Annotated in this window: 20 protein-coding genes; 3 read left to right on the forward strand and 17 right to left on the reverse strand. The window is 64.3% G+C overall.

All coding sequences use genetic code 11. The annotated features are described in order from the left end of the window. Nucleotides 1-7 precede the first annotated feature (7 nt). From IP89_RS07260 to IP89_RS07270, 3 genes are all read left to right on the forward strand, one after another. The gene (locus IP89_RS07260) at nucleotides 8-1693 is read left to right on the forward strand and encodes a flagellinolysin (protein ID WP_043308674.1); all 1686 of its coding nucleotides are present in this window, start codon (nucleotides 8-10) and stop codon (nucleotides 1691-1693) included. A gap of 281 nt (nucleotides 1694-1974) precedes the next feature. Next, on the forward strand, nucleotides 1975-3645 hold the full coding sequence (leuA, locus tag IP89_RS07265; protein WP_043308675.1) for a 2-isopropylmalate synthase: 1671 nt from the start codon (nucleotides 1975-1977) through the stop codon (nucleotides 3643-3645). A 195-nt stretch (nucleotides 3646-3840) separates the two neighbouring features. Then, nucleotides 3841-4890: an NAD(P)-dependent alcohol dehydrogenase gene (locus tag IP89_RS07270; protein ID WP_043308676.1), complete on the forward strand. Its 1050-nt coding sequence runs from the start codon at nucleotides 3841-3843 to the stop codon at nucleotides 4888-4890. A 48-nt stretch (nucleotides 4891-4938) separates the two neighbouring features. Here IP89_RS07270 and IP89_RS07275 read toward each other — a convergent pair whose 3' ends face one another. From IP89_RS07275 to iscA, 17 genes are all read right to left on the reverse strand, one after another. After that, nucleotides 4939-5385 carry a hypothetical protein gene (locus IP89_RS07275; RefSeq protein ID WP_043308677.1) on the reverse strand — a complete coding sequence of 149 codons (447 nt, stop codon included), beginning with the start codon at nucleotides 5383-5385 and terminating at the stop codon, nucleotides 4939-4941. A 15-nt stretch (nucleotides 5386-5400) separates the two neighbouring features. Further along, nucleotides 5401-6198: an amidohydrolase gene (locus IP89_RS07280; RefSeq protein ID WP_177326847.1), complete on the reverse strand. Its 798-nt coding sequence runs from the start codon at nucleotides 6196-6198 to the stop codon at nucleotides 5401-5403. Further along, a complete protein-coding gene (locus IP89_RS07285) occupies nucleotides 6186-7334 on the reverse strand; it encodes a pyridoxal phosphate-dependent aminotransferase (protein ID WP_043308678.1) in 1149 nt (382 codons plus the stop codon). The genes IP89_RS07280 and IP89_RS07285 overlap by 13 nt, the downstream gene beginning before the upstream one ends. 128 nt (nucleotides 7335-7462) lie before the next feature. Continuing rightward, on the reverse strand, nucleotides 7463-8962 hold the full coding sequence (gene der / locus IP89_RS07290; RefSeq protein ID WP_043308679.1) for a ribosome biogenesis GTPase Der: 1500 nt from the start codon (nucleotides 8960-8962) through the stop codon (nucleotides 7463-7465). Between the two features lie 67 nt (nucleotides 8963-9029). Beyond that, on the reverse strand, nucleotides 9030-10181 hold the full coding sequence (gene bamB, locus IP89_RS07295) for an outer membrane protein assembly factor BamB (protein ID WP_043308680.1): 1152 nt from the start codon (nucleotides 10179-10181) through the stop codon (nucleotides 9030-9032). Next, nucleotides 10174-10815 carry a tetratricopeptide repeat protein gene (locus tag IP89_RS07300; protein ID WP_043308681.1) on the reverse strand — a complete coding sequence of 214 codons (642 nt, stop codon included), beginning with the start codon at nucleotides 10813-10815 and terminating at the stop codon, nucleotides 10174-10176. The genes bamB and IP89_RS07300 overlap by 8 nt, the downstream gene beginning before the upstream one ends. A 28-nt stretch (nucleotides 10816-10843) precedes the next feature. Next, nucleotides 10844-12130, reverse strand: coding sequence for a histidine--tRNA ligase (gene hisS, locus IP89_RS07305; RefSeq protein ID WP_043308682.1), 1287 nt, complete (start codon nucleotides 12128-12130; stop codon nucleotides 10844-10846). 12 nt (nucleotides 12131-12142) lie between these two features. Beyond that, a complete protein-coding gene (gene ispG, locus IP89_RS07310) occupies nucleotides 12143-13255 on the reverse strand; it encodes a flavodoxin-dependent (E)-4-hydroxy-3-methylbut-2-enyl-diphosphate synthase (RefSeq protein ID WP_043308683.1) in 1113 nt (370 codons plus the stop codon). An 8-nt stretch (nucleotides 13256-13263) separates the two neighbouring features. Next, complete coding sequence (locus IP89_RS07315) at nucleotides 13264-14310, reverse strand: RodZ family helix-turn-helix domain-containing protein (RefSeq protein WP_043308684.1); 1047 nt, start codon at nucleotides 14308-14310, stop codon at nucleotides 13264-13266. Then, the gene (gene pilW, locus IP89_RS07320; RefSeq protein WP_043308685.1) at nucleotides 14310-15071 is read right to left on the reverse strand and encodes a type IV pilus biogenesis/stability protein PilW; all 762 of its coding nucleotides are present in this window, start codon (nucleotides 15069-15071) and stop codon (nucleotides 14310-14312) included. Before pilW ends, IP89_RS07315 begins: the two co-directional genes overlap by 1 nt. A gap of 14 nt (nucleotides 15072-15085) precedes the next feature. Further along, complete coding sequence (gene rlmN / locus IP89_RS07325; protein WP_043308686.1) at nucleotides 15086-16231, reverse strand: 23S rRNA (adenine(2503)-C(2))-methyltransferase RlmN; 1146 nt, start codon at nucleotides 16229-16231, stop codon at nucleotides 15086-15088. 24 nt (nucleotides 16232-16255) lie between these two features. Further along, nucleotides 16256-16687 (reverse strand): nucleoside-diphosphate kinase, encoded by a 432-nt coding sequence (gene ndk, locus IP89_RS07330; RefSeq protein WP_043308688.1) that lies wholly within the window; start codon nucleotides 16685-16687, stop codon nucleotides 16256-16258. Between the two features lie 93 nt (nucleotides 16688-16780). Beyond that, nucleotides 16781-16981, reverse strand: coding sequence for a Fe-S cluster assembly protein IscX (gene iscX, locus IP89_RS07335; protein ID WP_043308690.1), 201 nt, complete (start codon nucleotides 16979-16981; stop codon nucleotides 16781-16783). A 14-nt stretch (nucleotides 16982-16995) separates the two neighbouring features. Beyond that, nucleotides 16996-17337: an ISC system 2Fe-2S type ferredoxin gene (gene fdx, locus IP89_RS07340; RefSeq protein WP_043308692.1), complete on the reverse strand. Its 342-nt coding sequence runs from the start codon at nucleotides 17335-17337 to the stop codon at nucleotides 16996-16998. After that, entirely contained in the window at nucleotides 17337-19205 is a 1869-nt protein-coding gene (hscA, locus tag IP89_RS07345; protein WP_043308693.1) for a Fe-S protein assembly chaperone HscA, read from the reverse strand. Before hscA ends, fdx begins: the two co-directional genes overlap by 1 nt. A 42-nt stretch (nucleotides 19206-19247) precedes the next feature. Then, nucleotides 19248-19769, reverse strand: coding sequence for a co-chaperone HscB (gene hscB, locus IP89_RS07350; RefSeq protein WP_043308695.1), 522 nt, complete (start codon nucleotides 19767-19769; stop codon nucleotides 19248-19250). Between the two features lie 11 nt (nucleotides 19770-19780). Next, entirely contained in the window at nucleotides 19781-20104 is a 324-nt protein-coding gene (gene iscA, locus IP89_RS07355) for an iron-sulfur cluster assembly protein IscA (protein ID WP_043308696.1), read from the reverse strand. Nucleotides 20105-20111 lie beyond the last annotated feature (7 nt).

Below are 20111 nucleotides of genomic sequence, written 5' to 3' on the forward strand. Positions count from 1 at the left end.
CGACTAGATGCTGACGGTCAATACCAACATCGCCTCGTCGTTCACGCGTCGCCAACTGGAAAGCAACAGTTCGGGGTTGAATACGGCATTGCAGCGCCTGTCCACAGGGCAGCGCATCAATAGTGCTAAAGACGATGCCGCCGGACTGCAGATATCCAACCGTCTGACCTCGCAAGTGCGAGGGCTGAATGTAGCGACGCGGAATGCCAACGACGGCATATCGCTGCTGCAGGTGGCAGAAGGTGCGCTACAAAGCGTGACCGACGCTCTGCAGCGTGTTCGCGCGCTCGGCCTACAGGCAATGAACGGCTCCAACGGTCCGGAGGAGCGCCAAGCGCTGAACCAAGAGGCTCAGCAGCTGCTGCAGGAAATCAACAGAGTCAACGAGACCACCACCTTCGCCGGCCGCAAGATATTCGACCAGGGCGAGTTTTCCGTACTCGGCGACCTGGACAAGCGAGCAGCCCTCAATTCGCTTAAGGGCTTCTGGATCAGCGAAGGCGAGCAACGCGTGTTCGACGCCTTCGGGCTGCGTGCCGATGGCGCGGAGCTGGAAATCACCTTCAGCGACAATCCCGCGAGCCAAGCCCTTGCATCAGTCTCCTACTCGGGAGCAGACGGCAGCGGCCGCGTCCTGAACCAGGTCATGGACGTCAATCTGGCCTATTTCGATGCCTCTACCCTGCCCAACGGGGGCACCAACTCTGCGCAGTACACCGACCGCGTCATTGCCCACGAGATGGCCCACGCGGTGATGGGCCGCACCATGAATTTCGCAGCGGGCCTGCCCAGCTGGTTCATAGAGGGTGCCGCCGAAGCAGTACACGGTGCCGATGAGCGCCTCGCCGGCGATACGGCTGGCGGCACCAACGTTGCTGGCATTCTGGCTGCCTTCAACGCTGACGATGTCAGCGCCAGCCCCGGCTACTCGGGCGGCTATGCCGCCATTCGCTATATGCATGACCAGGTCAAGGCTGCAGGCGGCAAGGGCATCAAGGACATCATGGGCTATCTGCAGTCCCACGCCGGCTCGACACTCGATCAGGCCCTGACCAATGCCAGCCGCGGCGCCTTCGCCAGCCTCAATGACTTCGAAACCCAGTTCAACGCCGACGCCGCCACCTATGTGGCAGCAATGGATCTGACCAATAGCGATACGGGCGCCATTGGCGGCCTCGATGCCGACGGCGGGCCCGAGTTGTCCGCAGAGGATGTTCTACCCAACCAGGGAACAGGCTCCCCTGGATCGCAAGGGTTCAGCCTGGTCGAACCCGAGCTGTTCAGCGAGAACGGAGTGGGCGGCAATAACCTGACCCAGTTCCAGGTTGGCGCAGAGGCCTACGAAACCATCCAGTTCGGCTTCAGCTCCTTTAGCGCCGACGCCCTCGCATTGAGCCGCCTCGACCTCACGGACACCCCTGGACTGGCAGTCATGGATATCGACGACGCCCTGGCTTATATCGACCGCCAACGTGCTTACATGGGTGCTATCCAGAACCGCCTGCAAAGCACCGTCGAGAACCTGCAAAGCATTGCGGAAAATGCCGCGGCCAGCCGCTCCCGCATTGTGGACACCGACTTCGCCTCCGAAACCGCCACCCTGGTTTCCAAGCAGATCATTCAACAAGCAGCCCAGAGCGTGCTGGCTCAGGCCAACCAGCAACCACAAGCGGTGCTCAGTCTCTTGGCATAATGCCGCGCAAGCTTGAGTCACACCCAATCCAATCCCCGCAATAAAAACTCGCCCAATAGCAAAACCAGCACTTAAATAGCGTTTTACCGACAACCCTTGCCATCATTTACCTTCGGCATTAGGGTTGTCAGCATGAACATCGCCCACACCCTCATTCTGCTGCGTCAACACGCCTGCCTACGCCTGGTCAGCCCGCGACTGCGTGGCTGAATCCCGCCTCCGACGCACACCTTTCGATTTCGCGATTCGCCCGGCCTGCCGCCGACCCAAGGATTAGTTCGATGACCATGCTCAAAGACCCTTCGAAGAAGTACCGCCCGTTCACCCAGGTGCAACTCCCTGACCGCACCTGGCCGGACCAGATCATCGACAAGGCGCCGATCTGGCTGTCCACCGACCTGCGCGACGGTAACCAGTCGCTGATCGAGCCGATGGACGCCGAGAAGAAGATGCGCTTCTTCAAGTGCCTGGTCGCCGTGGGCCTGAAGGAAATCGAAGTGGGCTTCCCGTCCGCCTCGCAGACCGACTTCGACTTCGTTCGCGAGCTGATCGAAGGTGGCCACATTCCTGACGACGTGACCATCCAGGTGCTGACCCAGGCCCGCGAGGACCTGATCACCCGCACCTTCGAGTCGCTCAAGGGCGCCAAGAAAGCCATCGTCCACTACTACAACGCCACCGCGCCGAGCTTCCGCCGCATCGTCTTCAACCAAGACAAGGCCGGCGTGGTCGAGATCGCCACCAGCGCCGCGCGGATCATCAAGCGCCTGGCCGCCACCCAGCCGGAAACCCAGTGGGGCTTCGAGTATTCGCCTGAAGTGTTCAGCTCCACCGAAATCGACTTCGCCGTCGAGGTGTGCAACGCGGTGATCGGCGTGTTCGAGCCGACTCCGGCGCAGAAGCTGATCCTCAACCTGCCGGCCACCATCGAGTGCGCCACGCCGAACAACTATGCCGACCAGATCGAGTGGTTCGGCCGCCACGTCGCCCGCCGCGACAGCGTGCTGATCAGCGTGCACACCCACAACGACCGCGGCACCGGCGTAGCCGCCTCGGAACTGGCGGTGATGGCTGGCGCCGACCGCGTCGAAGGCTGCCTGTTCGGCAATGGCGAGCGCACCGGCAACGTCTGTCTGGTGACCCTGGCGCTCAACCTCTACACCCAGGGTGTCGACCCCGAGCTGGACTTCTCCGACATCGATGCCGTGCGCAAGGTGGTGGAAGAGTGCAACCAGCTGCCGGTGCACCCGCGCCACCCTTACGTTGGAGATCTGGTCCACACCGCCTTCTCCGGCTCGCACCAGGATGCGATCCGCAAGGGCTTCGCCCAGCAGGACCCGGAAGGCGTCTGGGAAGTGCCGTACCTGCCGATCGACCCAGCCGATATCGGTCGCGACTACGAAGCGGTGATTCGGGTGAACAGCCAGTCCGGCAAGGGCGGCATCACCTTCCTGCTCGAGCAGGAATACGGTATCAGCCTGCCGCGCCGCATGCAGATCGAGTTCAGCCAGGTGGTACAGCGCGAGACCGACCGTCTCGGCCTGGAGATGACCGCCCAGCAGATCTACGGCCTGCTGCAGAGCGAATACCTGCAAGCCGACAGCCCGTACGTACTCAAGGGCCATCGCCTGCAGGAAGAGAACGGCATCTGCACCGTCGACGTCGACGTTACCTACGACGGCGAGGCGCGCCGCAAGCACGGCACCGGCAAGGGCCCGCTGGAGGCGCTGGTCGCCGCCCTGCCACAGAACATCGAGATCATGGACTACCACGAGCACGCCATCAGCGCCGGCACCAACGCCCAGGCCGTGGCCTATATCGAGGTACGCCTGAACGGTGGCCGCCCGCTGCACGGCATCGGCATCGACGAGAACCTGACCACCGCGACCTTCCGCGCCCTGTTCAGCGCGCTCAACCGCGCCCTGGAGCAGGCCGAGGCCCAGGCCGCCTGATCGCAGGCCGCCTGATCGGTCAGCCGTGAATGAAAACGCCGGGCACTGCCCGGCGTTTTCGTTTGTGCTCCCAGGCTCAAGCGGCAGGCCCAGTTCCGCACCTCTGGGCATGCATCCGGCAGTATTGGGCAAGCTGCCTGTCACACCCGCGCTCTACTCTCTCCTGCGCTTACTGATCCGCTTCGGGAGAACTCCATGAGCAAGACCCTCGCCTTCGCCGCCCAAGCGCCACATACCCCGCTGGCCCCGGTGGAAATCCAGCGCCGCGCCGTCGGCCCGGACGATGTGGCCATCGACATTCTCTACTGCGGCGTCTGCCACTCCGACCTGCACACCGCGCGCAACGAGTGGAACAACACCCTCTACCCTTCGGTGCCGGGCCACGAGATCGTCGGCAAGGTCACGGCCGTCGGCAGCAACGTCAGCAAGTTCAAGGTCGGCGACGTCGCCGGCGTCGGCTGCATGGTCGACAGCTGCCGGCATTGCGCGTCCTGCGGCGAGAGCCTGGAGCAGTACTGCGATAGCGGTTTCACCGCGACTTACAACGGTCCAGTATTCGGTGGCGAGAACACCTTCGGCGGCTACTCCCAGCACATCGTGGTCGACCAGCGCTTCGTCCTGCGCATCAGCCACACCGACAACTTCGCTGCCGTCGCCCCGCTTCTATGCGCCGGCATCACCACCTACTCGCCGCTGCGCCAGTGGAATGTCGGCCCGGGGCAGAAGGTCGGCATCGTCGGCCTCGGTGGCCTGGGCCACATGGGCGTGAAGATCGCCGCCGCCATGGGTGCTCGCGTGGTGCTGTTCACCACCTCGCCGAACAAGCGCGAGGACGCCCTGCGCCTGGGCGCCAGCGAAGTGGTGGTCTCGAAGAATGCCGAAGAGATGGGCGCCCATGCCGGTAGCTTTGACTTCATCCTCAACACCGTGGCCGCGCCGCACGACCTCAACCCCTTCCTCAACCTGCTCAAGCGCGACGCCACCCTGTGCCTGGTCGGTGCACCGGACTCGCCGCATCCGCCGGCGGATGTGTTCGGCCTGATCTTCAAGCGTCGGCGTATCGCCGGCTCGCTGATCGGTGGTATCGCCGAGACCCAGGAGATGCTCGACTTCTGCGCCGCGCACAACATCGTCTCGGATATCGAGATGATCCCCATGCAGGCGATCAATCAAGCCTACGAACGCATGCTCAAGAGCGATGTGAAGTACCGCTTCGTGATCGATATGGCCACGCTCGGACAATAACCCCCGCGCATGAAAAAGCCCGCCGATTGGCGGGCTTTTTCTGGCTGCTCAGACCAGCAGCAGGCCGATGGGGATCAACGCCACTATCACGGCGATCAGGAACAGCAGCGAGATGCCAAAGGCCCGCCAGTTGGACAGAAACGGACCACCGTGCCCCGCCACCGCATCGCCGAACAGGTTCTTGGCGTAGTAGTGCATGGTGAATACCTGCGCGACGGTCATGCCGACGCCGCCGGCGCCCTCCGGCAGCCAGTAACCGACCAGCATGAACGCCACGAAGATGCCGAGGCCCATGCCCCAGGCGCTGCGCACCTGCTCGCCACGGCCGAAGGCGCGCAGGTTGTGGGCGATGATGTAGGCGCCGGCCAGTGGCGTACCGAAGAAGGTCGCGATACCGACGGCGCTCATCCGATAGAGCGCGCCGACGACGAGGTTCTCGCCAGCGAGCAGCTCGGCATCGGGGGCGCGATAAGGATTGTCGTGATTGGCTTCCATGCACAGAGCTCCGGATCAGTGGGGGTCGAGGTGAAACGTATCGGCGTCGAGGTTGGCCGGGAAGCGCTGCCGATAAGCCGCCAGCTCGCTGGCCGAGAGGCGCACGCGGAACACGCCGGCGGCATCGCCCGGTGCCAGCAGGGTCTCACCCTGGAAATCCAGCACCTGCGAGTCGCCGCTGTAAGGATGGCCGTTGCCGTCGCTGCCGATGCGGTTCACCGCGGCGACGTAGCACAGGTTCTCGATGGCCCGCGCCGGCAGCAGGCGGTTCCAGTGATGGCGGCGCGCGCCCGGCCAGTTGGCGGTGTAGAGCAGCAGGTCGGTGTTGTGCGGGTCACGGCTCCACACCGGGAAGCGCAGGTCATAGCAGATCAGCGGGCGCACCTGCCAACCCTTGAGCTCCAGCAGCACCTGTTCCTCGCCGGCGCTGTAGTGCTTGTGTTCGCCGGCCATGCGGAACAGGTGACGCTTGTCGTAATGCGCCAGCGAACCGTCCGGGCGCGCCCACAGCAGACGGTTGCGGTAACTGCCATCGGCGGCCTGGATGATCAGGCTGCCGGTGACCACCGCGCCGATGCGCTGGGCCTGCTCGCGCAGCCAGGCCGTGGTCGGGCCGTCCTCCGCCTCGGCTAGCTCGGCCGAGTGCATGGAGAAGCCGGTGCTGAACATCTCCGGCAGCACCACCAGGTCGGCGCCACGCGCCTGCTCCAACAGCGGCTCGAAACGCGCGCGGTTGGCGGCTGCGTCATGCCAGTCCAGTTCGCTCTGGATCAGCGCCAGTTCGAGGTCGGGCAGTTGGCTCAGATCGCGCATAGTTTTTCCGCTGCCAGGCGCAGCGTCTCCTCGCGTTTGGCGAAGCAGAAGCGCACCAGGCGCAGTTCGGCCGGTGCCTGCTGGTAGAACACCGACACCGGGATGGCCGCCACGCCATGTTCGCGGGTCAGCCATTCGGCCATGGCCACGTCATCCAGATCCGGGCGGATCGCCGAATAGTCGGCCAACTGGAAATAGGTGCCGGGCGCGCGGGTGAAGCGGAAGCGCGAGCCGGCCAGCAGGTCGCAGAATAGGTCGCGCTTGGCCTGGTAGAAAGCCGGCAGCTCCTCGACGTGTTCGGGACTCGATGCCATGAAATCGGCCAGCGCATGCTGCAACGGAGTCACGCCGCAGAAGTTCACGTACTGGTGGATCTTGCGCAGCTCGGCGGTGAGTGCCGGCGGCGCCACCACGTAGCCGGTCTTCCAGCCGGTGACGTGGTAGGTCTTGCCGAATGAGCTGACCACGAAGGCCCTGGCATACAGCTCCTCGTGGGCCAGCACGCTGGCGTGGCGGACGCCGTCGAAGATCAGGTGCTCGTAGACCTCGTCGCTGATGATGTGGATGTCGCGGCCGCGGATCAGCGTCGCCAGCTGGTCGAGATCGGCGCGAGTGAGCAGCGCGCCGCTGGGGTTGTGCGGCGAGTTGAGGAAGATCAGGCGGGTGCGCAGGGTGATGGCGTCACTCAGGCGCTGCCAGTCCACGGCGAAGTCCGGCAGGGCCAGCGGCACATGCACGCAGCGACCGCCGGCCAGCTCCACCGAGGGCTCGTAGCTGTCGTAGCAAGGGTCGAGGACGATGGCCTCGTCGCCCGGATGGATCAGCGCCTGCACCGCGCAGAAAATCGCCTCGGTGGCGCCGGGGGTGATGGTGATCTCGCTGTCGGCATCGCGCTGCACGCCATAACTGCGCGCGATCTTGGCCGCCACCTGCTGACGCAGGGCCGGCAGACCGGTCATCGGGCAGTACTGGTTGCGCCCCTCCAGCACATGGCGGGCTACCGCCTCGCGCAGGGCCTGCGGGCCGTCGAAGTCGGGAAAACCCTGGGACAGGTTGATGGCGCCGACTTCCGCGGCGAGCTGGGACATGCGGGTGAAGATGGTGGTGCCGACATTGGGCAGCTTGCTGGCGAGCATCGGGACTTCCTGCTGGCGTGGTGCGAGCCGCGAGAATAGCCGATGGCCCGCTCAGGATGCAGCAGCGGCACCAATGAAAAAGGCGCAGAAGCTGTTGCTCCTGCGCCTTCGGGTAGAACGGCGGTGAATCAGCGCTTCTTGTCCTTGCGCTTCTTCTCGGCCTTCTTGTGGTGGCTCATCAGGCGCTTCTTGCGGTTCACCTGGCGCTCGGTGAGCTTGTTCTTCTTGCCCTCGTAGGGGTTGTCGCCGCCCTTGTACTCGATGCGGATCGGCGTGCCGACCAGCTTGAGCACGCGGCGGTAGGTGTTTTCCAGGTAGCGCGTGTAGGTCTTCGGTACCGAGTCGACCTGGTTGCCGTGGATCACGATCAGCGGCGGGTTGGCGCCACCGAGGTGGGCATAGCGCAGCTTGATGCGGCGGCCGTTGACGGTCGGCGGCTGGTGCTCCTGCACGCAGTCTTCGAGGATCTGCGTCAGGCGGTTGGTCGGCCAACGGGTGACGGCGGCCTTGAAGGCGGTCTGCACCGACTTGTACAGGTGGCCGACGCCGGTGCCGTGCTTGGCGGAGATGAAGTGGATGTCGGCCCAGTCGACGAACATCAACCGGCGCTCCAGCTCGGTCTTCACGTAGTCCTTCTCGCCCTGCTCCATGCCGTCCCACTTGTTCAGGGCGATGACCAGCGCGCGGCCGGTCTCCAGCACGAAGCCGAGCAGGTTGAGGTCGTGCTCGACCACGCCCTCGCGGGCGTCCATCACGAAGATCACCACGTTGGCGTCCTGGATGGCCTGCAGGGTCTTGACCACCGAGAACTTCTCGACGGCCTCGAAGATCTTGCCGCGGCGACGCACGCCGGCGGTGTCGATCAGGGTGTACTTCTCTTCGTCACGCTCGAAGGGAATGTAGATGCTGTCACGGGTGGTGCCGGCCTGGTCATAGACGATCACCCGCTCTTCACCGAGCATGCGGTTGACCAGGGTCGACTTGCCGACGTTGGGACGGCCGATGATGGCGATCTTGATGCCATCCTTCTCGCTCGGACCGGGAATGCGCTTGGCTTCCTGGCCCTCGGCGACCACTTCCTCGGCCGGGGCTTCTACGCCCTCCTCGCCTTCGACCGGCTCAGGCTCGCCATCGTCACGCGGGAAGATGCCCAGCGCGGCTTCCAGCATCTGGCTGACGCCACGACCGTGGGCGGCGGCGATCGGCAGGGCGTCGCCCAGGCCCAGCGGGCTGAACTCGGCACGGGCGATGTCCGGATCGACGGTGTCGACCTTGTTGGCGATCAGGAAGCTGCGCTTGTTCCGCTTGCGCAGGTGCTCGGCGATCATCTGGTCGGAGGCGGTCATGCCCGCGCGCGAGTCGACCAGGAACAGCACGGCATCGGCTTCCTCGATGGCCTGCAGCGACTGCTCGGCCATCTTCGCATCGATGCCCTCCTCGTCGCCGGAGATGCCGCCGGTATCGATGACGATGTAGGTACGCCCCTGCCACTTGGCCTCGCCGTACTGGCGATCGCGGGTCAGGCCCGCGTATTCGGCCACGATGGCGTCACGGGTCTTGGTCAAGCGGTTGAACAGCGTCGACTTGCCGACGTTGGGGCGGCCCACAAGGGCGATTACCGGAACCATTGGCTCCTCCTCAAAAACACAAAGGCCGCTGCCGTCGAACGGCAGCGGCCGGACATTGCAGAACAGCTTAGCGGATGGTCAGACCAACCAGCTTGCCGCTGTTGCCGTAGGCGTAGATCCAGTCACCGATCACCAGCGGGCGAACACGCACGCCGTCGCCGTCGATCTTCTCGCGACCGACGAAGTGACCGTCCACCTGGCTGAGCAGGTGCAGGTAACCCTCGAAGTCACCGACCGCCACGTAGCTGGAGAACACCTCCGGCGCGGACAGCTGGCGACGCAGCAGGGCATCGTTGTTCCACAGTGCGGAGTTGGAACGCTCGTCGACGCTTTCCACGGCACCGTTGGCCTGGCTCACGTAGACGTTGCCGAAGCCCTGGGCCAGGCCCACGTAGCTGGAGGCATCGCGGTTCCACAGCGGGCGGCCGCTTTCTGCGTCGATAGCGGCGACCTTACCCTGGTAGCTGACCACGTACAGGGTGCCACCGGAGAGCAGCAGGTTGCCGTCGATGTCGACCACGCGCTCCAGCTCGGAACGGCCTTGCGGCACGGCCACGCGCTGTTCCCAGACCGGGATGCCGCGGCTGGCGTCCAGCGCCAGGACCTTGCCGGAGGACAGGCCAGCCATCACCAGGCGATTGGTCATCACCGGGCTGCTGGTGCCACGCAGGGTCAGCACGGCCGGGCTGTTCTCGTAGATCCAGCGCTGCGCGCCGGTCACGGCGTCGAAGCCGATCAGACGGTCATCCTGGGTCTGCACCACCACCACGTCACCGTTGGTGGCCGGGGCGGACAGCACTTCGCTGGTGACGCGGGCGCGCCACTTTTCTTCGCCAGTGCTGGCGTCGAGGGCAATCACTTCACCTTTCAGGGTGCCGACCAGCACCAGGCCGTAGCCGGCGCCGACACCACCGGAAACCGGCAGGTCGAGGTCCACTTCCCAGAACTTGTCGCCGGTCAGACGATCGACGGCCACCACCTCGCCATCGGCGGCGGCGGCATACAGGCGATCACCATCGGCGGCGGGGGTCAGCAGGTTGTACAGCTCACCCTGGCCATCACCGACGGAAACGCTCCACTGCTTGTCCAGGGTCAGTTCTTCCTGGATGTCCGGCAGCTCGTTCGGCGGCAGTTCCTTCTTGCTGTTGCTGCTGCAACCCACGGCCATCACGGCCAGGGCCAGCACGGCGGCATTCTTCCAACGCATCACGTCAGGCATCCCCTTTCGCCAGGTCGTCGAGTTTCATCTGCAGGCCACCGACAGCGGCAGCTTCGTCCAGAGAATCCTTGGCCTTCTGATAGGCCGCGTGGGCCTCGTCGGCACGGCCGAGCTGCACCAGCAGGTCGCCCTTGAGTTCTTCGCGGCTGGCTACCCAGGCCTTGTCGGTCTTGCCGTCGAGCAGCTTGAGGCCATCTTCGGCCTTGCCCTGCGCAGCCAGAACACGGGCCAGACGCTGACGAGCCAGCTCACCAACGGTGCTGTCGGCTGGCTTGTCCACCAGCGGCTTGAGCTCGGCGACCGCGTCGTCCAGCTTGCCGCTGTCGACCGCGACCTTGGCCACGAACAGGCTGCCGTACTGGGCGTAGGCGCTGCCCGGGAACTCGCTGTTCAGCTTGTCGGCCAGCTCGGTGACCTTGCCGGCATCCGGCTGGCCAGTCGGCGTCAGCGTGGTTTCCAGCAGCGCCTGGTACAGCGCGCCGCCACCCTGGGCCTGATTCTTTTCATAGTGCTGCCAGGCCTGCCAGCCGAACACCAGGGCCAGCGCCAGCGCGCCGCCGGTCAGCAGGGGTTTGCCATTGCGCTGCCACCAGTCCTTCAGCTGCGCAATCTGTTCTTCTTCGGTCATGCTCACCCCAATAACTCCTTAATTCTCTTTGTTCTCAGGCCTGCAGGCAGGCGGCCAGATGCGCCGGCAGCGCATCCCAGCCAATGGTCTCTTGCTGTGCGTCGTCGCGCAGGGGCTTGCAACCTACCACGCGGGCGGTCAGTTCGTCCTCACCCAGAATCAGGGCGTAGCGCGCGCCGCTCTTGTCAGCCTTCTTGAACTGGCTCTTGAAGCTGCCGCCACCGGAGTTCACTAGCAGGCGTACACCGGGAATGGCGTCACGCAGGCGCTCGGCCAGGCCCAGGCCAGCCAGCTCGGCGGCCTCGCCGAAGGCGCACAGGTACAGGTCCGCCGGGCTGTGCAGCTCTTCCGGCAGCAGTTCGAGGGTTTCCAGCAGCAGCACCAGGCGCTCGACGCCCATGGCGAAGCCGACACCCGGAGTAGCCTTGCCGCCCAGCTGGGTGACCAAACCGTCGTAACGGCCGCCGGCACACACGGTGCCCTGGGCACCGAGCTTGTCGGTGACCCACTCGAACACGGTGCGGTTGTAGTAGTCGAGGCCACGGACCAGCTTGTTGTTGATCTCGTAGCGGATGCCCACGGCGTCCAGGCGTGCCTTGACGCCTTCGAAGTGAATGCGGGACTCCTCGTCCAGGTAATCGGCCAGGGTCGGCGCGCCGACCAGCAGGGCCTGGGTTTCGGCGTTCTTGCTGTCGAGGATGCGCAGCGGGTTGGTGGTCATGCGCCGCTGGCTGTCTTCGTCGAGACGCTCGAAGCGCTCCTGCAGGTAGGCGACCAGAGCGTCACGATAGGCAGCACGCGCCTCGGACGAGCCTAGGCTGTTGAGCTGCAGGGTCACCGCATCGGCCAGGCCGAGCTTCTGCCACAGGCGCCAGGTCAGCACGATCAGCTCGGCATCGACGTCAGGACCGGGCAGGTTGAAGGCTTCCACACCGACCTGATGGAACTGGCGGTAGCGCCCCTTCTGCGGCTTCTCGTAGCGGAACATGGGGCCAGCGTACCACAGCTTCTGCACCTGGCCGCCACCGGACAGGCCATGCTCGAGCACGGCGCGCACGCAGCCGGCGGTACCTTCCGGACGCAGGGTCAGGGACTCTTCGTTGCGGTCGAGGAAGGTGTACATCTCCTTGTCGACCACGTCGGTGCCCTCGCCGATACCGCGCGCGAACAGCTCGGTGTATTCGACGATGGGCAGGCGGATTTCCTTGTAGCCATAGCCGTCGAGCAGGCTGGCCAGGGTGCCTTCCAGGTAGCGCCAGGCAGGCGTCTGCTCCGGCAGGATGTCGTTCATGCCACGAATGGCTTGCAGGGACTTGCTCACGAATATTCCTTGTCAGCCGCGGGCGATCACGGCCGCTTCGGCCTCGACCTTCTCGGCCGCCTTGCGGCGGATGAGCTTCTCCAGCTCGTCCACCAGATTGTCGTTGGTCAGTTTCGAGGCAGGCGCGCCGTCGATATAGACCAGGTTGTTGGGGGTGCCGCCGGTGAGGCCGATATGCGCCTCCTTGGCTTCACCCGGGCCATTGACCACGCAGCCGATCACGGCGACGTCGAGCGGCACCAACAGGTCTTCGACCCGCGCCTCCAGCTCGTTCATGGTCTTGACCACATCGAAGTTCTGCCGCGAGCAGCTCGGGCAGGCGATGAAGTTGATGCCGCGCGAGCGCAGGCGCAGCGACTTGAGGATGTCGAAACCGACCTTGATCTCCTCCACCGGATCGGCGGCCAGGGAGATGCGGATGGTGTCGCCGATGCCATCGGCCAGCAGCATGCCCAAACCCACCGCCGACTTCACAGTGCCGGAGCGCAGGCCACCGGCCTCGGTGATGCCCAAGTGCAGCGGCTGCTCGATCTGCTTGGCCAGCAGACGGTAGGCCTCGACGGCCATGAACACGTCGGAAGCCTTCACGCTGACTTTGAAGTCAGGGAAGTTCAGCCGATCCAAGTGTTCGACATGGCGCAGCGCGGACTCGACCAGCGCCTCGGGTGTCGGCTCGCCGTACTTCTTCTGCAGGTCCTTCTCCAGCGAACCGGCGTTGACGCCGATGCGGATCGGGATGCCCTTGTCGCGCGCCGCCTCGACCACCGCCTTGACGCGATCTTCGCGACCGATATTGCCGGGATTGATGCGCAGGCAGTCGACACCCAGCTCGGCCACACGCAGGGCGATCTGGTAGTCGAAGTGAATGTCGGCCACCAGCGGCAAGTTGACCTGGCGCTTGATCTGACCGAAGGCCTCGGCGGCCTCCATGGACGGTACCGAGACACGCACGATATCGGCGCCGGCGGCTTCGAGACGCTGGATCTGGCCGACGGTAGCGGCAACATCACAGGTCTCGGTGTTGGTCATGCTCTGCACGGCGATCGGCGCATCGCCGCCGACCGGAACCGAGCCGACCCAGATCTTGCGGGACAGGCGACGCTTGATGGGGGATTCGCAATGCATGTTCTGGCTCACTGCCCCAGCTTGAGGCGGGCGGTCTCACCGTGGGTGGAGGAAGCGACATCGACTGGCTGACCATTGACCAGCACTACCGCGCCGCGGGCATAGCCCAGGCGTAGCTCCAGCGGAGCCTTGCCGACCAGCTCGACACTGTCGCCACGGCGCTTGAGGGCGCTGAGCAGCACCTTGCCGTTGGCATCGGTCAACTGCGTCCAGCAATCGGCAGTGAACTGCAGATTGACCAGCGCCTCGCCCGCCGCCGGAGCGACTGGAGCGGCGGCTGCCGGTGCAGTAGGAGCGGTAGTCTCTGTGGCCGGCGCGACAGGCGGAACCTGGGCCGTGGCCGGTGCGGGAGTCACAGGCGCTGTCGGTGCGGTCGGAGCGGTCGGTGCTACGGGCTGCTCGCTGGCAGCAGGTGCCTGAGGCGCCTCGGCCTGAGCGGTAGACTCAACAGCTGCGCCCTCTTCTTCGGGCTGCTGCGCGGGATCGACCACCGGAGGCACCTCTTCGAGCGGCGCTTCGGCCTGAGCCTCGGCTACGGCCTGATCTTCCGGCTCGGCCAGCGGGTGAATCTCGGTAGTGCCATCGGCACCTTCAACCTCGACGTGCTCGATACCCGCACCTGCGGTATCGGCGCCCAGGCGCTGGCTCTGACCTTGCCACCAGACGAAGCCGACACCACCCAGCGCGACCAGTGCAACCACGCTGAACAGCTTCACCAGGCTCTGCGATACACGAGCCGGCTCCTCAATGCGGGCCAAACTGGAAACACTGCTGCCAGTAGCATCGGTGCCGGTGTACTGATCGAACTCGGTGACCAGTTGATCCGACTCCATCCCCATTAGCTTGGCGTAGGCACGCACATAGCCGCGAGCGAAGGTGTGCCCCGGCAGCTGATCGAAGGCACCAGCCTCGAGATTACGCAGGGCCTGCGCCGTCAGATTGAGCTGCACGGCCACATCACTGAGCCCCAGGCCCTTGCTTTCGCGTACCTTGCGCAGCGTCTCCCCAGGGTTGGCCCGGTGCGCGGCTACAACTTCAGGATGCGAGGCTTTCATCACTGCTCCGACAGGTATTGCTGGTATTCCGGGGTACCCGGATAGAGGCGTTTCATCTGCAAGCCGAGGCTGGCGGCCTGGTCACGGTCTTCGAAGACCTTGGCAAGGCGGATGCCCAGCAGCAGGCTTTGTGGAGTCTGCTTGGCATGTTTGCCATATTCCACGTAATAGCTACGCGCAGGCACATACTGCCCGCTATCGAATGACAGCTGCGCCATCTGCAGGAGTGCAGTGGGGCGATTGCTGTTCATGCGCAAAGCTCGTTCGAAATAGGCTTTGGCCTGATCGCGCTTACCCATCTGCAGTGAGGTCAGTCCAAGGTTTTCAAATACTCGGGAACGCTCAGGGTAGAGAGTATCCTGAGAGGCGATGGTGAACTGCTCCAAGGCGTCTGCGTAGCGCTTCTGCTCATAGAGGAAGCCGCCATAGTTGTTGTGCAGGCGGGCCTCGCCCCGGCTCAGAGAAATAGCCTTCTTGTAGTGCTGGTCGGCAAGCCCCGGCTCCATCTCCTGCTGGAAGACCAGTGCCAGCATCGCATGAGCATCGGAACTGGACGGGTCCAGTTCAAGCGCCTTTTTCAGGGGTTCCTTGGCCTTCTCCGTGGCGCCTTGCTGGAGGTGCCCCAGAGCGAGTTGGATATAGGCATCACGCGCCGCATCCCGTCCTTTGTCCGTGGTTAGCGGATCAACCGCCCCGCCGATTCTCACACACCCTGCCAGCAGGCAGACAAGAGACAGATAGAGCGCAGCGCGCAAGGTCATGGAGTTCCTCCCCTTCAGTTTCGGTTGGCAGCATCGCGAGGCTCTGCGGCCTCGCTGCCCAGCTGACGTACGGCGATGTAACGCTCGCTGCGCCGGGTGCGGTCCTGCACCTGGCCGACCAGCTGACCGCAGGCGGCGTCGATATCGTCACCGCGCGTGGTACGCACGGTGACGTTGAAGCCGGCCTTGTGCAGCAGGTCCTGGAAGCGACGGATAGCGTTGTTGCTCGGCCGTTCGTAACCGGAGAAGGGGAAGGGATTAAACGGAATCAGATTGATCTTGCAAGGAAAATCCTTGAGAAGTGCGATCATCTGCGCAGCGTGTTCCGGCTGGTCGTTGACGTCCTTGAGCAGGGTGTACTCGATGGTCAGGAAGCGTTTCTCGCCCAGACCCTCGATGTAGCGGCGGCAAGCCGCCAGCAACACTTCCAGCGGATATTTCTTGTTGAGCGGCACCAACTGGTTGCGCAGCTCGTCGTTCGGTGCGTGCAGCGACAGGGCCAGAGACACGTCGGTGACGGTCGCCAGCTTGTCGATCATGGGCACCACACCAGAGGTGGACAGGGTCACCTTGCGCTTGGAAATGCCGTAGCCCAGATCATCCATCATGATCTGCATGGCCGGTACGACATTGTCGAAATTCAGTAGAGGCTCGCCCATGCCCATCATCACCACGTTGGTGATGGCACGGTCGATCTTGGCCGGCACGGTGCCGAAGGATTTGTTGGCGATCCACACCTGGCCGATGATTTCCGCGGCAGTCAGGTCGCTGTTGAAGCCCTGCTTACCGGTGGAACAGAAACTGCAATCCAGCGCACAGCCGGCCTGGGACGACACGCAGAGGGTGCCACGGCCGCCTTGCGGGATATACACGGTCTCGACGCAGCTGCCGGACGCCACGCGCACCACCCACTTGCGGGTGCCGTCGCTGGAGATGTCCTGGCTGACGATCTCGGGACCGCGAATCTCGGCGCAGGCACTGAGCTTTTCGCGCAGAGCCTTGCCGAGATTGCTCATGGCGTCGAAGTCCTCGACGCCAAAATGGTGAATCCATTTCATGACCTGACCGGCGCGGAAGCGCTTCTCTCCGATACTCTCGAAGAAGCTTTCCATCTCGGACTGGGTCAGCCCCAGCAGATTGGTCTTGGCTACATCAGTCATGGATTCACCCTCGCTGGTTCGCGCTTAGCGAATGCGAGCGCACACCTCGGTGGCGGAGAAGAAGTACGCGATCTCGCGAGCGGCGGAAGCCTCGGAGTCGGAACCGTGTACGGCGTTCTCGTCGATGGAAACGGCGAAGTCGGCGCGGATGGTGCCGGCAGCAGCTTCTTTCGGGTTGGTGGCGCCCATCAGTTCACGGTTTTTCAGGACGGCGTCTTCGCCTTCCAGAACCTGGACGATGACCGGACCGGAGGTCATGAAGGCAACCAGATCCTTGAAGAAGCCACGCTCGCTGTGCTCGGCGTAGAAGCCAGCAGCTTCGCGCTCGGACAGCTGAACCATTTTGGAAGCGACGACGCGCAGGCCGGCCTTCTCGAAACGGGTGGTGATTTCACCGATGACGTTCTTGGCAACGGCATCCGGCTTGATGATGGAGAAAGTACGTTGAACAGCCATTTGAAGCTCCAGAGTTAAAGCGAAAAATTAAACCCGCGAATTATACGCGGGTTAGAGGGAAATGCGTAGGGCAGCGCCCTGAGGCGGTGCGACTCAGTCGAGTTCGTCGATCCAGGCCGCCTGGATGGCTTCCAGCACCTTCTCGCCGCCACGCTGCGGGTCGTCGCTGAAATCCGGCAGGGCCAGCACCCAGCGATGCAGATCGACGAAATTGACATAACGCGGATCGGTATCCGGACGGCTTTCCGCCAGTTCGATGGCGATATCCAGCACATCAGCCCATTTCAGACTCATGACAGCTCCTTGGATCAGTGCGGCGCCTCAGCGGCGTGGTTGAGCGAGTATTTCGGGATTTCCACAGTCAGGTCTTCCGTGCCGACTATCGCCTGGCAGGCCAGGCGCGACTGAGCCTCAAGACCCCAGGCGCGATCGAGGAAGTCCTCTTCCAGCTCGTCCGCCTCCTCCAGCGAAGCGAACCCTTCGCGGATGATGCAGTGACAGGTGGTGCAGGCGCAGACGCCGCCACAGGCGCTCTCCATCTCGATATGGTGTTCATGCGCCAGTTCGAGAATGGAAGTACCCGGCTCGGCCTCTACGACCATGCCCTCAGGGCAGAACTTCTCGTGGGGCAGAAAAATGACCTGCGGCATCAGTTGTCCTCGATTTCATTGAGTCGACGCCCGGACAGGGCCGCCTTGACGGTGGCATCCATCCGCCGGGCGGCGAAGGCATCGGTGATCTGCGACAGACGCTTGGTCTGCTGCTCGATGGCATGGGTTTCGGCACCCACAGCCAGGCTGCGCAGCTCGTCCATGGCAGACAGGATAGCGATCCGCTCATCCTCGCCGAGCAGGCGCTCGCCATCAGCGTCCAGCGCCGCCTGCACGGCTTCGAGCAGGCGCTCGGCCTCGACCTGCTGCTCACGCAGTGCGCGGGCAGCCTTGTCGCCACCGGCATTGCTGAACGAATCCTGCAGCATGCGGGCGATCTCGCCATCGGTCAGGCCATACGACGGCTTGACCTGAATACTAGCCTCCACGCCCGAGCCCAGCTCGCGCGCCGCGACGCTGAGCAGGCCGTCGGCGTCGACCTGGAAGGTCACGCGAATCTTCGCTGCGCCGGCGACCATCGGTGGAATACCGCGCAGCTCGAAGCGCGCCAGGGAGCGGCAGTCCTTGACCAGCTCACGCTCGCCCTGCAGCACCTGGATGGCCATGGCAGTCTGGCCGTCTTTGTAAGTCGTGAAGTCCTGAGCCCGCGCAACCGGAATGGTGGTGTTGCGCGGAATCACCTTTTCCATCAGGCCGCCCATGGTCTCCAGCCCCAGGGACAGCGGAATCACGTCGAGCAGCAACAGCTCCTCACCATTGCCGCGCTGATTACCAGCCAGGGTATCGGCCTGGATGGCGGCACCGATGGCCACGACTTGGTCCGGATCGATATCGGTCAGCGGCGCACGGCCAAACAGCTCGCCCACCGCCTCGCGCACACGCGGCACGCGGGTGGAACCGCCGACCATGACCACCGCCTCGACCTCATCGATCTCGATGCCCGCGTCGCGCACAGCGCGGCGGCAAGCCTTGAGGCTGCGCGCGATCATCGGCTCGATCAGCGCCTCGAACTGGCTGCGAGTCAGCTCGCCGGACCAGCCATCATGGGCCACGGCAACCTGATCGACGTCGGTCAGCGCCTCTTTCGCCGCACAGGCGGCCTGCAACAAGCGGCGCTGCGCTGCCGGGTCGAGGTCATGGGACAAGCCTGCCTGCTCAATGATCCAGCCAGCGATGGCATGGTCGAAGTCGTCGCCACCCAAAGCGCTATCACCACCGGTCGCCAGCACCTCGAACACACCGCGAGACAGACGCAACACGGAAATATCGAAAGTACCGCCACCCAGGTCGTAGATCGCGACCACGCCCTCGGCGCCCTTGTCCAGGCCATAGGCCACGGCGGCAGCGGTGGGCTCGTTGAGCAGGCGCAACACACTCAGGCCGGCGAGGCGCGCCGCATCCTTGGTCGCCTGACGCTGAGCGTCATCAAAATAGGCCGGCACGGTGATCACCGCCCCGACCAGCTCGCCACCCAGACTGGCTTCGGCGCGCAGGCGCAGGGCCTTGAGAATCTCGGCCGAAATCTCCACCGGGCTCTTGGCCCCCTGCACCGTCTCGATGAACGGCATGTGCGACTCGCCTTCGGCGAAGCGGTAGGGCAGCTGATCACCGAGCTGCTTGACGTCCTCGACGCCCCGCCCCATCAGGCGCTTGACCGACAGCACGGTATTCAGCGGATCCTGCGCGGCAGCGGACTTGGCAATCGCGCCAACCTCGACGCGATCGGCGTGATAGCGCACAGCGGAAGGCAGAATGACCTGCCCCTCGGCATCGGCCAGCGGCGCAGAGAGACCGCTGCGCACCGCAGCGACCAGCGAATTGGTAGTACCCAGGTCGATGCCCACGGCCAGGCGACGCTGGTGGGGTTGCGGGCTCTGCCCGGGCTCGGCGATCTGCAATAGGGCCATGGTGCTCTATGTATTCAGGCGCGCAGCGCGGGCTGCGCCGGGTTAGTCGTCGAGGCGCTCTTCCAGATCGCGCACTTCGTGGGCCAGCTTGTCGAGAAACTGCATGCGGCGCACCAGGCGCTCGGCGTCTTCGCGGCGCGCGGCATCGTTCCAGCAAGCGGCAAAATCTTCGTCCAGCTCATCCTGAGCAGCCTTCAGGCGCTTCTTGAACAGCGCCACGCCTGCCAGGTCGGCACTGTCCTGCAGATCCTCCAGCTCCTCGCGCCAGCGCATCTGCTGCAAGAGGAACTCGGGGTCCTGCACCGTCACTTCCAGCGGCAACTCACGACCGCCCAGCGCCAGCAGGTAGAGCGCACGCCGCGGCGCACTCTTCAGGGTCTGATAGGCCTCATTGAGGCGCGCCGACTGCTCCAGCGCCAGGCGCTGCTCGCGCTCGCTGGCGTCGGCGAAACGGTCCGGATGCACGGCCTTGGCCAGCTCGCGATAGCGAGAGGACAGCTGCGCCTGATCCAGGCGGAACGCCGGCTGCAGTTCGAACAGGGCGAAATGACAGGGACTACCCACAACAACCAGCCTCAGACGTTGAAGCTCTCGCCGCAGCCGCATTCGCCGCGCACGTTGGGGTTGTTGAACTTGAAGCCCTCGTTGAGGCCTTCACGGACGAAGTCCAGCTCGGTGCCGTCCAGGTAGCTCAGGCTCTTCGGATCGATGATCACCTTGACGCCGAAGCTTTCGAAGACCTGATCCTCGCCCGCTACTTCGTCGACGAACTCCAGCACATAGGCCAGGCCGGAGCAGCCGGTGGTGCGCACGCCGAGGCGAATGCCCTCGCCCTTGCCGCGCCCATCGATGGAACGCTGCACGTGGCGGGCGGCGGCTTCAGTCATGGTGATGGCCATAGCGACT

The organism is Pseudomonas sp. ML96, from assembly GCF_000761545.1.
GTDB lineage: Bacteria > Pseudomonadota > Gammaproteobacteria > Pseudomonadales > Pseudomonadaceae > Aquipseudomonas.

Excerpts from the sequence above, each read along its gene's own strand:
- IP89_RS07260 (WP_043308674.1), top strand. The coding sequence starts at position 8 with ATGCTGACGGTCAATACCAACATCGCCTCGTCGTTCACGCGTCGCCAA.
- leuA (WP_043308675.1), top strand. The coding sequence starts at position 1,975 with ATGACCATGCTCAAAGACCCTTCGAAGAAGTACCGCCCGTTCACCCAG.
- IP89_RS07270 (WP_043308676.1), top strand. The coding sequence starts at position 3,841 with ATGAGCAAGACCCTCGCCTTCGCCGCCCAAGCGCCACATACCCCGCTG.
- IP89_RS07275 (WP_043308677.1), bottom strand. The coding sequence starts at position 5,385 with ATGGAAGCCAATCACGACAATCCTTATCGCGCCCCCGATGCCGAGCTG.
- IP89_RS07280 (WP_177326847.1), bottom strand. The coding sequence starts at position 6,198 with ATGCGCGATCTGAGCCAACTGCCCGACCTCGAACTGGCGCTGATCCAG.
- IP89_RS07285 (WP_043308678.1), bottom strand. The coding sequence starts at position 7,334 with ATGCTCGCCAGCAAGCTGCCCAATGTCGGCACCACCATCTTCACCCGC.
- der (WP_043308679.1), bottom strand. The coding sequence starts at position 8,962 with ATGGTTCCGGTAATCGCCCTTGTGGGCCGCCCCAACGTCGGCAAGTCG.
- bamB (WP_043308680.1), bottom strand. The coding sequence starts at position 10,181 with ATGCCTGACGTGATGCGTTGGAAGAATGCCGCCGTGCTGGCCCTGGCC.
- ispG (WP_043308683.1), bottom strand. The coding sequence starts at position 13,255 with ATGCATTGCGAATCCCCCATCAAGCGTCGCCTGTCCCGCAAGATCTGG.
- IP89_RS07315 (WP_043308684.1), bottom strand. The coding sequence starts at position 14,310 with ATGAAAGCCTCGCATCCTGAAGTTGTAGCCGCGCACCGGGCCAACCCT.
- pilW (WP_043308685.1), bottom strand. The coding sequence starts at position 15,071 with ATGACCTTGCGCGCTGCGCTCTATCTGTCTCTTGTCTGCCTGCTGGCA.
- rlmN (WP_043308686.1), bottom strand. The coding sequence starts at position 16,231 with ATGACTGATGTAGCCAAGACCAATCTGCTGGGGCTGACCCAGTCCGAG.
- ndk (WP_043308688.1), bottom strand. The coding sequence starts at position 16,687 with ATGGCTGTTCAACGTACTTTCTCCATCATCAAGCCGGATGCCGTTGCC.
- iscX (WP_043308690.1), bottom strand. The coding sequence starts at position 16,981 with ATGAGTCTGAAATGGGCTGATGTGCTGGATATCGCCATCGAACTGGCG.
- fdx (WP_043308692.1), bottom strand. The coding sequence starts at position 17,337 with ATGCCGCAGGTCATTTTTCTGCCCCACGAGAAGTTCTGCCCTGAGGGC.
- hscA (WP_043308693.1), bottom strand. The coding sequence starts at position 19,205 with ATGGCCCTATTGCAGATCGCCGAGCCCGGGCAGAGCCCGCAACCCCAC.
- iscA (WP_043308696.1), bottom strand. The coding sequence starts at position 20,104 with ATGGCCATCACCATGACTGAAGCCGCCGCCCGCCACGTGCAGCGTTCC.